The sequence below is a fragment of the Roseateles chitinivorans genome (genome assembly GCF_002761755.1).
In the GTDB taxonomy this organism is placed as follows: Bacteria; Pseudomonadota; Gammaproteobacteria; order Burkholderiales; family Burkholderiaceae_C; genus Roseateles; species Roseateles chitinivorans.
This window is the reverse complement of the sequence record NZ_PEOG01000059.1, coordinates 22,152-36,069: the sequence shown is the minus strand read 5'-3', so window position 1 is coordinate 36,069 and position 13,918 is coordinate 22,152. Positions and strand designations below refer to the sequence as shown.

At 67.7% G+C, this 13,918-nt stretch carries 7 protein-coding genes and 1 rRNA gene; 5 read left to right on the top strand and 3 right to left on the bottom strand.

Going from position 1 to position 13,918, the window contains the following annotated elements; genetic code table 11:
* Positions 1-6 precede the first annotated feature (6 nt).
* From rrf to CS062_RS19170, 4 genes are all read left to right on the top strand, one after another.
* Positions 7-119, top strand: a 5S ribosomal RNA gene (gene rrf, locus CS062_RS19185).
* Positions 120-400: 281 nt separating this feature from the next.
* Positions 401-6,109: an alpha-2-macroglobulin family protein gene (locus CS062_RS19180; RefSeq protein ID WP_099863165.1), complete on the top strand. Its 5,709-nt coding sequence runs from the start codon at positions 401-403 to the stop codon at positions 6,107-6,109.
* A complete protein-coding gene (pbpC, locus tag CS062_RS19175; protein WP_233218149.1) occupies positions 6,106-8,340 on the top strand; it encodes a penicillin-binding protein 1C in 2,235 nt (744 codons plus the stop codon). Before CS062_RS19180 ends, pbpC begins: the two co-directional genes overlap by 4 nt.
* A 207-nt stretch (positions 8,341-8,547) precedes the next feature.
* Positions 8,548-8,772, top strand: coding sequence for a hypothetical protein (locus tag CS062_RS19170; RefSeq protein ID WP_158238836.1), 225 nt, complete (start codon positions 8,548-8,550; stop codon positions 8,770-8,772).
* 65 nt (positions 8,773-8,837) lie between these two features.
* Here CS062_RS19170 and CS062_RS19165 read toward each other — a convergent pair whose 3' ends face one another.
* Positions 8,838-9,413 (bottom strand): GNAT family N-acetyltransferase, encoded by a 576-nt coding sequence (locus CS062_RS19165; RefSeq protein WP_099863163.1) that lies wholly within the window; start codon positions 9,411-9,413, stop codon positions 8,838-8,840.
* Between the two features lie 363 nt (positions 9,414-9,776).
* Here CS062_RS19165 and CS062_RS19160 point away from each other — a divergent pair, with 363 nt between their 5' ends.
* The gene (locus CS062_RS19160; RefSeq protein ID WP_099863162.1) at positions 9,777-10,265 is read left to right on the top strand and encodes an SET domain-containing protein; all 489 of its coding nucleotides are present in this window, start codon (positions 9,777-9,779) and stop codon (positions 10,263-10,265) included.
* 133 nt (positions 10,266-10,398) lie between these two features.
* On the opposite strand, the gene CS062_RS19155 is transcribed toward CS062_RS19160, so the two are convergent.
* Positions 10,399-11,148, bottom strand: coding sequence for a UPF0149 family protein (locus tag CS062_RS19155; RefSeq protein ID WP_099863161.1), 750 nt, complete (start codon positions 11,146-11,148; stop codon positions 10,399-10,401).
* A gap of 123 nt (positions 11,149-11,271) precedes the next feature.
* The gene (gene alaS, locus CS062_RS19150) at positions 11,272-13,899 is read right to left on the bottom strand and encodes an alanine--tRNA ligase (RefSeq protein ID WP_099863160.1); all 2,628 of its coding nucleotides are present in this window, start codon (positions 13,897-13,899) and stop codon (positions 11,272-11,274) included.
* Between the last annotated feature and the right edge of the window lie 19 nt (positions 13,900-13,918).

Genomic DNA, 13,918 nt, shown 5'->3' with positions numbered 1-13,918 from the left:
GTCAAGCCTGATGACCATAGCGAGTCGGTCCCACCCCTTCCCATCCCGAACAGGACCGTGAAACGACTCAGCGCCGATGATAGTGCGGATTCCCGTGTGAAAGTAGGTCATCGTCAGGCTAATATCCCGCAAACCCCTCGATCAGAAACGATCGAGGGGTTTTTGCTTTTGGGCTCTCTAAATGCGTGTTGCCCTCGGATCACGCGTTTTGAAGGCGAAGCACGACAGACTCCCTTCCACGGAAACCAAATTCCCCGCTTCGGTGGGCACGATGGCCCCTTTTGTGGGGCTGTGTTTCTCGGCACGAGGCAAATAGACTTGCCCTCCTCTGTAATTGCGGGGAGCGGGTGTGCATTGGACACGGAAGACGGCGAACTTTTTAAGGCTGGCGGTGCTGGCAATGTTCGCGGCTGGGCAGTCGGGCAATGCTGCCGAAATCGCTTCGGTTTCTCCTCAAGGAGAAGTGGAAGCCACACAGAACGTCGTCGTTCGATTCAAGGCGGCAGCGGTGCGGCTTGGGGATCCGCGTCTACCTAGCCCCGTCGAGTTGCGGTGCAACGGTACCGAGGTCGCCGGCGCCGGGCGATGGACCAACGAGCGCGAGTGGGTTTTTGACGTCTTTCGGCCGCTCGCTGCTGGCGCGAAGTGCACCGTCACCGCGCGTCCCGATTTCCGGCCGACCGCCCCCGGCGCAACTTCCGACTGGTCCGGAGTGCGGCAGTTCATGTTTCAACTGAGCGCGCCAACCGTGAGGCAGGTGAGGCCATGGGAGGGCGCGCGCATCGAGGAAGATCAGCGCTTTCTCCTGCAACTGTCCGGCACGCCTCGCCTGGACACTGTGGCGCCAAACATGTGGTGCGAGTCGAAGGCGCTCGGCGAGCGCATTCCGGTGGAGGTGCGCCCGAATGCGGAGCGCGATGCGGCTCTGCGGACCCTGGGACAGCGGCACACCGACGGGGAGGCGTGGATCCTTGTCGGTTGCAAGCGGCCGCTACCGGCAGGGGCAGATGCCAGTGTGGTGTGGGGCGCGGGCATCGCCGGCGCGTCCAATGCGACGGTGCGGACGCGCGGGGAGCGACGGCTGAACTTTTCCGTGCGGCCTCCTCTTACGGCCGACTTCTCCTGCGAACGCGAGCGCGCCAGCGCGCCCTGCCTGCCGGTTCGTCCACTGGCGCTGTCATTCTCCGAGCCGATTCCCCGAGAGCTAGCGCTGAAGGCACGGCTGAAGGGCCCCTCGGGCGTCAGTCTGTCGCCTAGCGCGCCGACCGATGAGGTGCAGGACTCGACGAACGCCTTGTCCTCGGTCCGCTTTCCTGCGCCGCTGGCCGAGCAGCAGGAGTACGTCCTGGAGTTGCCTGCAGGCATCAAGGATGAGAGTGGCCGAGCGCTCTCGAACGCAGCGAGTTTCCCGATGAAGGTCCGGACCGCTGCGGCGCCTCCATTGGCCAAGTTCGCGGCTTCCCCTTTTGGCATTGTTGAATGGGAGTCCAGCGGGCCCAGCCTCGTACCCCTGAGCATGCGGCACGTGCAAGCAGACCTGCAGGGGCGCTCCGGGGGACACCTGCGGATCAAGCGCATCAGCGACGACGTCGAGATTCTTCGTTGGTACGGTCGGCTGCACCGGCAGAACGAATGGGAGGACCGCAAGTTCGAGTGGTTGAAAGGCGCGGCCGACCTGCAGTCGATGACGGTTCCGCCCCCAAATCCGGACAAGGCGATCGACGTGATCGGCATTCCGCTGTCGCAGCCGGGCTATCACGTGCTCGAGTTGAAGTCACCGCGCCTGGGGCAGTCGCTGCTCGACCCCGTGCAGCCCATGTTCGTCCGGACCGGCACGCTGGTCACCAATCTCGGCCTGCATTTCAAGCTCGGCAAGGACGACAGCCTGGTCTGGGTGACTTCGCTCGACAAAGGGCGCCCGGTCGAATCAGCCCAGGTGTCGGTGTATGACTGTCATGGCAAATCCTTGTGGACCGGTAGGACCGATGCGCAAGGACTGGCACGCATCGATCGCCCTGACCTCGATGCAGATCGAGGGCGGGGCGAATGCATCGCCGAGTCGGGGCTCTTCATCACGGCGCGCCTTGATCGGCCTGGCAAGCCACAGGACATGAGCTTCATGTTCAGCGGATGGAGCCGTGGCATCGAGCCGTGGCGTTTCAACGTGCCGATCGCGTGGGGGGCCGAACGCAATGCGCGGGCGCACACGGTCACCGACCGGCCGCTCGTGCGAGCTGGCGAAACGGTTTCCATGAAGCATTTCTTCCGTCTCGAGACGGTCCAGGGACTCTCCGACGCTTCTGCCGATCAACTTCCGAACAGGCTGCGCATCCAGTTCGAAGGGACAGGCGAGGACGTCGCTTTGCTGGATCTGCGCTGGGAGGGGGCGCGCTATGCCCTGAGTTCCTGGAAAGTTCCCGCAGATGCAAAGCTGGGGCGCTACCGCTTCGTGATGGAGCGCAGCGGCGACGCGCGAGCCCAACGCAGTTGGGACAGCGGCGGCGTGAAAGTGGAAGAGTTCCGCGTGCCGTTGATCGACGCGCGATTGAGCCCGCCGAAGTCTCCCGTGCTCGGCGCACAGGAGCAATCCTGGGCGGCGCAACTGAACTTCATGGCCGGCGGTCCGATGGCCAAGGCGCCGACCGAGGTGAGCGCGCTGTTGCAGACGCGCTGGGCACAGTTTCCGGGGTTCGAGGACTTCGCCTTCGATCCGCCCTCGGCGCAAGGCCCGGACGGCGCGAGCCAGAGCGACACCGGTGATGACGACGCTACGGGCGGTCCGGCGGGCACGAGCCGGCTGCTGCTCGACAAGCTCGCCCTCCAAACCGATGCGAAGGGCGGGATCCAGTTCAAGGTACCGCTGAAGGGCGCCGTGGACCGGCCATCCGAATTGCGCGTGGAGCTCAGTTACCGCGATCCGGACGGCCAGACGCATACGCGCGCGGCTTCGCAGGTCGTGTGGCCGGCAAACGTGGTCATCGGCCTGCGCGCACCGAGCTGGGTTGCCAATGGGCAGCCCCTGCAGATCCAGGCGGTGGCGCTGGACACGAATGGAAAGCCGCTCGCCAACCAGAAAATCAGCGTCGATGCGCGACAGATCCAGACGCTCAGCACCCGCAAGCGCCTGGTCGGGGGCTTCTACGCCTACGAGCATCAGCGTCAGCTGAAGGAGCTCGGAGAGCTCTGCAGTGGCAAGACGGACGCCATGGGGCTGATGCGTTGCGAGATCAAGCTGAGCCAGGGCGGGCAGGTCGAACTCCTGGGTTCGGCGAAGGACGAGGGTGGCCGCACGGCTCGCGCAGCACGCTCGTTGTGGGTGACCCGAGCTGGCGAGACCTGGTTCGCGCAGGACAACGACGACCGCATCGACGTGATCCCCGAACGCCGCCGCTACGAGCCGGGAGAGACGGCCCGCTTCCAGGTGCGCATGCCATATCGCGAGGCGACCGCCCTGATCACGGTCGAGCGCGAAGGGGTGCTTCACCACGAAGTACGCCGGCTGTCGGGGCGCGACCCGTGGCTGGACCTGAAGATCGACCGCAATTGGACGCCCAACGCCTACGTCAGCGTGATGGTCCTTCGGGGGCGTTTGCGCGAGGTGCCTTGGTATTCGTTCCTCTCCTGGGGATGGCGAGAGCCAGTCAACTGGTGGCGGGAATGGCGAGCGTCCGGCGATTACCAGCCGCCGACGGCCATGGTCGACCTCTCCAAACCCTCCCTCAAGTTCGGCATGGCGGCTATCGAGATCGGGCAGGCCAAGCATCGCTTGCAGGTCGAGGTGGTGCCTCAGCAGGCCCAGTACGGAGTTCGTCAAAGCGCGCAGGTGAAGCTCCGCGTCACGCAGGACGGCAAGCCGGTCCCCGACGCGCAGATCGCTTTCGCCGCGGTCGACGAAGGTCTGCTGGCTTTGGCGCCGAACTCAAGCTGGAAGCTGCTGGAAAGCATGATCCAGACCCGCGCCTGGGGGGTGACGACAGCGACTGCGCACAGCGAGATCATCGGCCGTCGCCATTACGGGCGCAAAGCGGTGGCGGCGGGTGGCGGAGGCGGTTTCGCCACGCGGGAACTCTTCGACACGCTGCTGGCCTGGCAGCCGGTGGTGAGGCTGAATGCGCAAGGCGAAGCCCTCGTTCAGGTGCCGTTGAACGACTCGCTGACGCGCTTCCGGCTGGTCGCGGTCGCGGATGCGCCCGGACAGCGCTTCGGCACGGGCGAGGGCAGCATCAACGTGAGCCAGGACCTGCAACTGCTCTCCGGCCTGCCGCCGCTCGTGCGAGAAGGCGATCGCGTCCAGGCGATGGTCACGGTACGCAACGCGACGCAGCGCCCGATGGACCTGCGCGTGAGCCTCACCGGCCAGGCGACTTTTGACGCAGGAGTGCAGCCGGTGCCGACCGAGACGCGCGCCGTGAAGTTGCCGGCGGGTGCCGCGCAGGAGCTGGGGTGGGACATCGTCATTCCTGAAGGTGCGCAGCGCATCGTGTGGGAAGCGCAAGCCGAGGAACAGGGCGGCGCACGAGCGAAGGACGCGATGCGGACAACGCAAGCCGTGCAGGCGGCCGTGCCCCTGCGCGTGCTCCAGGCGACGCTGCGGCAACTCGATGGGCCGCTCAGTGTTCCGGTCGCAGCGCCGGCGGATGCGTTGCCGGCGCAGGGCGTCAAGCGAGGCGGACTGCAGGTCGGGCTCCAGCCGCGCTTGTCGAGCGCACTGCCCGGCATCCGCCGCTACTTCGAGCAATACCCGTTCACCTGCCTCGAGCAGCAGAGTTCCCGATTCATCGCGTTGCACGACGACGCCGCTTGGTCAGGACTGATGGGACAGCTGTCGAGTTACCAGGACAGCGACGGACTCTTCTCCTACTTCCCGCTGTCCCGCCACCTCACCCAGGGCAGCGATGTCCTCACGGCCCATCTGCTGGCTGCGGCGCAGGAGTCCGGTCGCGCCTTGCCCACGGCACAGCTCAACCGGGCACTCGAGGGATTGGCCGCTTTCGTGGAGGGGCGCATCGAGCGTCGACATTGGTCGCCGCGACCCGACGAGGAGCCTCGGCGCGTGGCGGCGCTGGCCGCGCTTGCGCGCCATGGCAAGGCAACGGTGCGGCAGCTGGGCACCGTGGACGGTCGCAATTTGCCGAGTTGGCCCACCATCGCTGTCGTGGACTGGCTGGTGCTGCATCAGCGGATGACCGCCGCGCCGGATCGTGCCGCCCAGATCGCTGCCGCGCAGAACCAGCTGCGAAGCCGCCTGAGCTTCGCTGGAACGACGCTGCGCTTCGTCAACGAAGACGGCGACGCCTGGTGGTGGCTGATGGGCAGCGGTGACGCGACTGCGGCGCGCGCGATCCTGGCGCTGGTCGACGACCCGGCATGGAAGGAGGATCTGCCCCGCCTGGTTGTGGGCACGCTCGCGCGTCAGGAGCGTGGGGCGTGGTTCAACACGACCGCGAACCTATGGGGCGCCTTGGCACTGGAGAAATTCTCCGCCCGCTTCGAGTCGCAGGCAGTCAAGGGTCGAACCGAGGCCAAGCTGGCCGCTGCGTCCGCGACGCTGGACTGGGCAGGCAAGGCGGGCGGCGGCGAGCTGCGTCTGCCCTGGCCTGCTTCGGGAGAGGCCATGCTGTCGGTCCAGCAGATCGGCGAAGGCAAGCCCTGGGCGACGATCCAGGCCTTGTCCGCCGTGCCTTTGAAAGCGCCGCTGAACTCGGGATACACCGTGAAGCGGACCGTCACGGCGGTGTCCCAGAAGGCGGCGCCGCGTTGGTCTCGCGGAGATGTGATGCGGGTGCGCCTGGAGGTTGAGGCGGCGGCCGACATGTCCTGGGTGGTGTTGAGCGATCCGTTGCCGACGGGTGCTGCGGTCGTCGAGGGCACGATCGACAGCCAGGGCGAACGCGCCGAGGGGGAAGCCTGGCCCGACTTCATCGAGCGCAGCTTCACCGCCTGGCGCGCCTACTTCGGCTACCTGCCGCGCGGTCGCCATGTGCTGACCTACACGGTGCGCCTGAACAACGCCGGGCGCTTCCAGATGCCGACCACCCGTGCCGAGGCAATGTACTCGCCCGATCGATTCGGCGAGCTGCCGAACGCCACCTTGGAGGTGGCGCCTTGAGCGAGTCCGGCGACTGCTCATGCTCGCGCGTCGCGCGAGCGGCGAGGCGCATCGTGGCGGTCGTCGCCGGCCTGGTGGGCGTTTGGGGAGGCGCGTGCGCTCAGACGCTGCCCACCTTTGCGCAGACGCGGGCCGCGCATCCTGTGTCGGACTTCCAACTGTTGGACCGACGCGGCGAGGTCCTGCAGACGCTTCGCCTGGATCCGAAACGCCGCGTCCTTGCTTGGGTGCCGATCGAGCACATGTCGCCGTCGCTGCTGCGGGCCATGCTGTTGTCCGAGGACCAGCGCTTCTATGAGCACAGCGGCGTCGACTGGTCCGCAGTCGCGTCCAGCGCGTGGGCCAATTTGTGGAACACGCGCACGCGCGGCGCCTCGACGGTGACGATGCAGCTCGCAGGGCTGCTCGACGAGGACCTGGCGCGCCGGGGCGGCCGCAGTTTCCGGCAGAAGCTGGGGCAGGCGTGGGTCGCCAGTCGCCTGGAGACACAGTGGACCAAGGCGCAGATCCTCGAGGCCTACCTGAACCGCGTGCCCTTGCGCGGGGAGCTGGTCGGCGTGTCGGCCGCAGCGCAGACACTCTTCGGCAAACGGGCAAGCGGGCTCGATATGCGGGAGTCGGCAATGCTCGCGGCGATGCTGCGCGGGCCGAACTCGCCAGTGGAGACCATCAGCGCCCGGGCCTGTGGCGTGCTGCGAGCGATGCGTCAGAACTGCGAGGGCCTCACGGACGAGGTGGGGGCGGTCCTGCGTCGCAAGGCGCTGACCGTGGCGGATGCGCCGCAGTGGGCGCCGCATTTCGCCCGGCTTGCGCTTCAGCCAGGCGGGCCCGCGGCGCAGCGCAGCACGCTGGATGCGACCTGGCAGCGGGTCGCCGTCCAGTCGCTGCGGCGGCATCTGGCGGAACTGTCCGGGCGGCAGGTCGAGGATGGCGCCGTCCTCGTGCTCGACAACGCCAGCGGCGAAGTGCGGGTCTGGGTCGGCTCCAGCGGCAGCCAGCTGTCGGAGTCGGCGCAGGTGGACCATGTCCTCGCCCGTCGGCAGCCGGGCTCCACGCTCAAGCCCTTCCTGTATGAACTCGCGATCGAACGCCGCTTGATCACGGCGGCTAGCCTGCTCGACGACTCGCCGGCTCAGATCGCGACGGCGGCCGGACTCTATCTGCCGCAGAACTACGACAAGCAGTATCGCGGCTGGATCAGCGCGCGGGCGTCGCTCGGCAGCAGCCTCAACATCCCGGCGGTGCGACTGTCGCTGATGCTCACACCGGAGGCGGTTTTCGAACGTCTCAACGCCTTCGGGCTGCGGTTGCCCGAGACGGGCGGCTTTTACGGACCCTCGCTGGCCCTTGGAAGCGCGGACGTCACTTTGCTGGGGCTGACCAACGCCTACCGTGCGCTCGCTAATGGTGGCAAGTATTCCGACGCGGTGCTGCCCGGCGGGGAAACGCGGGGCGCGGTCGGCAAGCGGGTGTCGGCCCGTCAGGTGGCGGATCCCAAGGCCAGCTTCATCGTCGGCGACATGCTGGCGGACAACAACGCGCGGGCGCTCACCTTCGGCCTGTCCAGTGCCTTGGCCTTGCCGTTTCCGGCATCGGTCAAGACGGGGACCAGCAAGGACATGCGGGACAACTGGTGCATCGGCTGGACCAGCCGCTACACCGTTGGCGTGTGGGTGGGCAACTCCAGCGGGGAAGCGATGCAGCAGGTTTCCGGTGTAAGCGGCGCCGCGCCGGTGTGGCGCGAAGTGATGCTGGCCCTGCATGCGGGTCGAATGCCCGAGGCGGTGGAGGCGCCTCGCGGGGTGGTCGCTCAGCAGACACGATTCGACAGCGGGCAGGAGCCGCCGCGACGGGAGTGGTTCATCGCTGGTACCGAACAGGCGGTGATCCAGTCCGCTGGCACGGCCATCGCGCTCAGCAATCCGACCGACGGCGCGATCTACGCCCTGGACCCGGACATCCCGCCGGCGGCGCAACGGCTTCGTTTTGCCCATGAAGGGCGGCTCGAACGAGGGGCGACGGCAAGATGGCGCCTCGATGGTCGCGTCATCGGCCAAGGGCCGACGCTGGACTGGCTGCCGATGCCGGGCCGCCATGAACTCGCGCTGCTGGACGGTCGCGGGCATGTGTTGCAGCAGGTCCGGTTCGAGGTGCGCGGTGCGGGATTGCGGGCATCGACGCCGCGCCGCGGAGCGCCGCAGGCTGGCGCGAGCGCCTCCTCGCCCGGGTGAACCCATCCCGCCTGACCGCAAGTCAGCCGCTCCAGGGCGCAATTCGTCGCCAGCCTCTGGCGGCGCGCGGCCTGACTTTCGATACTCCACCATCGACGCCAAGACCCAGATTCGCGCGGGGAGACCATGCAGAGCCCACAACGACAAGTGCAGACCGCTCAGCGGCCTCCTCTGACCCTGCTGGGGGCTGCCCTGCTGGGCGTTGCCTTGCTGCTGCCCGCCGCCCCGGCGCAGGCGAGCGAGGTCGTCAAGCTGGCCAGACTGCTGATCACCGGCAAGCGTCAGCCCAGCCGCCCGCCGGCACCCCAGCCGGCTGTTCCTGAGCGCGGCACCGACAGTTCCTCCCAACCGCAAGGCCGCGCCGCCGAAGGCGATGTGCATGCGCAAACGCAGCGGCGCAGCGCCGAAGGCGCGCTGGTCTCGATGGACTGATTGCGCTGGATCGACAGGCAACTGGAGAGACCCAGGCAGGCGGCGCCACGCGGCGCCGCCTGCATTCACGCTGCTGAGCGTTCGATCACCGGCGGGTGCGGATGCAACCGCGCCATCGTGAAGGCATCGACATAGCGGCCCTCACGCAGAGCGAAGCCGCGCAGACGCCCCTCATGCTCGAAGCCGAAGCGCTCGTACAGGCGGATCGCCCGCAGGTTGTCGACGAACACGGTCAATTCGATGCGCTGCAGGCCCAGCCAGTCGTCCGCCTGACGCATCAGCGCGTCCATCAACCCCGAACCCACGCCGCGTCCATGCGCGTCCGGATGCACGCCGATGCCCAGCATCATCGCGTGGCGGCGGCGTGCCTGCGGACCGACCGGATGCAGGCCGGCGGATCCCACGAGGCGGTCTCCGTCGAAGGCCAGCAGCACCAGCTCGCCGCTTGCGGTGTCAGGCGCCTTGCCGAAGCGCTCCTGCCACTGCAGTTCCGATGGATAGGGTGTCTGCAGCAGCCATGGCTGCACGCCGGCATGGCCCATCAGCTCGGCGTGGGCGCGGGCGTCCTCGACGCGCGGGCGCCTCAGCGTCAGGCCGTCGGCGAGCCGGAAGTCGCGGGAGGAAGGGGGCGGGGTCTGCATCGGAGTCTCCTGGTGGGGTGAAGGACCGAGGGCGGAAAACGACAAGGCCCGCGGGTTGCGCGGGCCTTGTCGGGGGGAGTCGGGGATCCTGGTGGAGACCTTGAGGTCCGGATCCTTGGGGGAGGGTCTACCGCGATCGACGCTGCCCCGACTGGCGTGCGCTCAGGTGCGCATGCGATAGGCACATGCAGCACGGCTGGACGACGAGGACGGCGCGGTTCGCGAGGGACATGCGGGCCAGTATCTTGGACGCGCGTCGCGGCCGTCAATCGCGGACTGCCACCGGCCACCGGTGGCGAGTGGCAACGGCGCGACAATGCGCGTTTCCGATTCTCCGCGGCCGAGAGACCGCGCCTCGTCTTCATGCCTCGACTGAGTCCCGTCGCCGCCGTCCCCGCCGCTGCCGCCACTGCTGAGGCGCCGGTGCGTCGCAAGGGCGAGCCGCAGCCGGCCGAGCGCTTCGCGCTCACCGTGGACAAGAGCCCGATCGATGGCCTGGGCGTGTTCGCCGCCGAGCCGATCCCGGCGCGTCTCAAGATCGGCGAGATGCGCGGCGAGATCGTGCCGGTGCGCGAGGCCCGCCGACGCATCGAGGGCCGGCGTCGCATCCATGTCGTCGAAGTGACCGACAAGACGGCAATCGACGCGACGAAGTCCGACTGCGCGCTGCGCCACGTCAATCACAGCTGCGCGCCCAACGCGGTGCTGCGCATCCGGCAGGGGCGAGCCGAGTTCTACGCGATCCGTGACATCGCGGCCGGGGAGGAGATCTGCGCCGATTACGGCGAGAGCCATCACGAAGGGCGGCTGCGTTGCCGCTGCGGCGCGCCCAATTGCAAGGGCCGGCTCTGAGCGGTGGCCCGACGGGTGGCCTGCCGCTGGTGGGTCGTCGAGACGGGGCGCTGCGCCAGTCTCGGCATTCGCGATGTTGGCCGGCGCCATGAAAAACGCCGGCGCGAGGCCGGCGTTCGAGGGGGAGCAATGCTCAGTGGGTCGAGTCGTCGCCGGCCAGGCCCGAGATCGCGTCCTTCAGCACCCGCTGCTGCATCCAGAACAGACGCAAGTCCTGCACGGTGAAGAGCATGTCGTCGATCAGCGCGTTCTGGTCGATGTTGTCCGGTTCCTCGTAGGCCTTTTCGATGTAGGCCGCGCGCGGCGTCGAGTCCGGCGCCAGCGTCACCGCCTCGATCGCCTCCAGCATCAGCTGCAGGTCGTCGGCGCCGTCACCGGCAGGCAGCGTCCACGCATGCGTGTCTTCCACCGCCTGCAGGAAGCCTTGGGCCCACATCGCGCCGGGGGCGGGCATGCGTTCCAGCAGTTCGGCGGTGACCGCGCCCTGCGCGACCAGTTCCGCCTTGGTTTCTTCATCGAACTCGGAGATCAGCGGCGTGAGGTGCATCTGCTCCGGAGCCTCCAGCAGCGGTTGCGGCTCGAGGCTGTCGCCGATTTCGTTCCAGCGCACATGCAGCGCTTCCATGAAGGCGTCGGTCAGGTCTTCCTCGTCCAGGCCGGCCGGCCAGTCCTCGCCGAACAGCGCGTCCATCGCCTGGATCGGCGCGGCGTCCGAAGGACCCACCCGCAGTGCGGTCAGATAGCCGTCCAGCGTGTCCAGCGTGATCGCCGGGGCATCCGGATCAGCCTGGCCGGCCAGCACGGCCAGCAGCTCGCCGAGGCGCTGCGCGTTCTCGACGTCGATCGAGTCGCCGAACTCGTCGGCCATCGGGGTGTCAGTCATTGCTACTCCAGTTGCATGAAACGACAAGGGCCCGACCGGGGCCCTTGAAGAAGAGGGTTCGTCAGCGTGCCGGGTCGGGCGGTTCGATGACCGCCGTCACCCCGAGTCTGCGCCCCTTGTGTGTCAGACGCGTTCGCCGACCCAGGCCTGCACGCTCGCCAGCGCGGCGGGCAGGCCCTTGGCGTCGGTACCGCCGGCCATGGCCAGGTCCGGCTTGCCGCCGCCCTTGCCACCGACCTGCTGCGCGACGAAGTTCACCAGTTCACCTGCCTTCACCTTGGCCGTCGCGTCAGCGGTCACCCCCGCGGCCAGCTGGACCTTGTCGCCGTCGACAGCGGCCAGGACGATGGCGGCGGTCTTGAGCTTGTCCTTGAGCTTGTCCATGGTCTCGCGCAGCGTCTTGGCGTCGGCGCCGGCCAGCGTGGCCGCCAGCACCTTCAGTCCCTTGACGTCGACGGCCTGCGACAGCAACTCGTCGCCCTGTGCGGAGGCCAGCTTGCTCTTGGCGGCGGCCAATTCCTTCTCCAGCGCGCGGACCTGCTCCAGCACCGCCTGCACGCGCGGCTCGAGTTCGGCCGGCGCGGCCTTGAGCGTGCCGGCCACGGCCTGCACCGTCGACTCCAGCGACTGCAGGTAGTGCAGCGCGTTATCGCCGGTGACGGCCTCGACACGACGGATGCCGGCGGCGACGCCGCTCTCCGCGACGATCTTGAACAGGCCGATGTCACCGGTGCGATGCACATGGGTGCCGCCGCACAGTTCCTTGGACGAACCGATGCTCAGCACGCGCACGGTCTCGCCGTACTTCTCGCCGAACAGCATCATCGCGCCGCTCTTCTGCGCGTCGTCCAGCGCCATCACCGAAGCGTCGGTATCGGCATTGGCCAGGATCTCGGCATTGACGATGGCCTCCACCTTGCGGATTTCCTCGGCCGTCATCGGGGCGGTGTGGGCGAAGTCGAACCGGGTGCGATCGGCATTGACCAGCGAACCCTTCTGCTGGACATGCGCGCCCAGCACCTCGCGCAGCGCCTTGTGCATCAGGTGGGTCGCGCTGTGGTTGCGGACCGTCCGGGCACGGCGTTCGGTGTCGACCTTGGCGACGAAGCTGTCGCCGACCTTGACCGATCCTTCGACGACCTGCGCGTGGTGGCCGAACACATCGGCCTGGATCTTGAGCGTGTCATCGACGACCAGGCGCGTGCTTGCGTTGCGCAGTTCGCCGGCGTCGCCGACCTGACCGCCGCTCTCGGCATAGAAGGGCGTGTGGTCCAGCACGACGACGACGTCGTCGCCCGCAGCGGCGCTCTGCACCTCGGAGCCGTCGACATACAGCGCCACGACCTTGGCGTCCTCGCGCGTCAGGTGGTCATAGCCGTGGAAGGTCGTTGCCGCGCCGCTGTAGGCCAGGCCCTGCGCCATCTTGAACTTGCCGGCCTGACGGCCGCGATCCTTCTGCTCCTCGAGCAGGCGGTTGAAGCCGATCTCGTCCACGGTCACGCCGCGCTCACGGCAGACGTCGGCGGTCAGGTCCACCGGGAAGCCGTAGGTATCGTGCAGCTTGAAGGCGGTCTCGCCGTCGACCTGCTTCGCGCCGCCGGCCAGCGCCGATTCCAGCAACTCCATGCCGGTGGCGATGGTCTTGAAGAAGCGCTCTTCTTCCTGCTTCAGCACCTCGGTGACGCGGGCCTCGTCGCGGCGCAGCTCGGGGTAGGCGTCGCCCATCTCCCTGGCCAAGGCGGCGACCAGCTTGTGGAAGAACGGGGTGCGGGCGCCCAGCTTGTAGCCGTGGCGGATCGCGCGGCGGGCGATGCGGCGCAGCACATAGCCGCGGCCGGCGTTGCCCGGGATCACACCGTCGGCGACGGTGAACGAGCAGGCGCGGATGTGGTCGGCGATGACCTTCAGCGACGGCGAGTCCTTGTCGCAGTCACCCGCGCCGGCGCCGTCGACCGCCTGCTTGGCCGCGGCCAGCAGGTTCACGAACAGGTCGATCTCGTAGTTCGAGTGCACATGCTGCAGCACTGCGGCCAGGCGCTCCAGGCCCATGCCGGTGTCGACGCTGGGCTTGGGCAGCTTGTGCATCACGCCGTCTTCAGTCCGGTTGAACTGCATGAAGACGTTGTTCCAGATCTCGATGTAGCGGTCGCCGTCTTCCTCGGCGGAGCCCGGAGGGCCGCCAGCGACCTCGGGGCCGTGGTCGTAGAAGATCTCGGTGCACGGGCCGCAGGGACCGGTGTCGCCCATCATCCAGAAGTTGTCGGACATGTAGCGGCCGCCCTTGTTGTCGCCGATGCGCACGATGCGCTCGGCGGGTACGCCGACCTCCTTGTTCCAGATCTCGTAGGCTTCGTCGTCCTCGGAATAGACGGTGACCCACAGCTTCTCGGCGGGCAGCTTGAAGTGCTGGGTCAGCAGCTCCCAGGCAAAGGCGATCGCGTCCTTCTTGAAGTAGTCGCCGAAGCTGAAGTTGCCCAGCATCTCGAAGAAGGTGTGATGGCGGGCGGTGTAGCCGACGTTGTCCAGGTCGTTGTGCTTGCCGCCGGCGCGGATGCACTTCTGCGCGGTGGTGGCGCGGGTGTAGGCGCGCTTGTCGAAGCCCAGGAACACATCCTTGAACTGGTTCATGCCCGCGTTGGTGAACAGCAGCGTGGGGTCGTCGCCGGGCACGACCGGGCTCGACGCGACGATCTGATGGCCCTTGGATTCGAAGAACTTCAGGAAGGTGTTGCGGATCTCAGCGGCTTTCATGCCTGTCCTTTGCTTGATG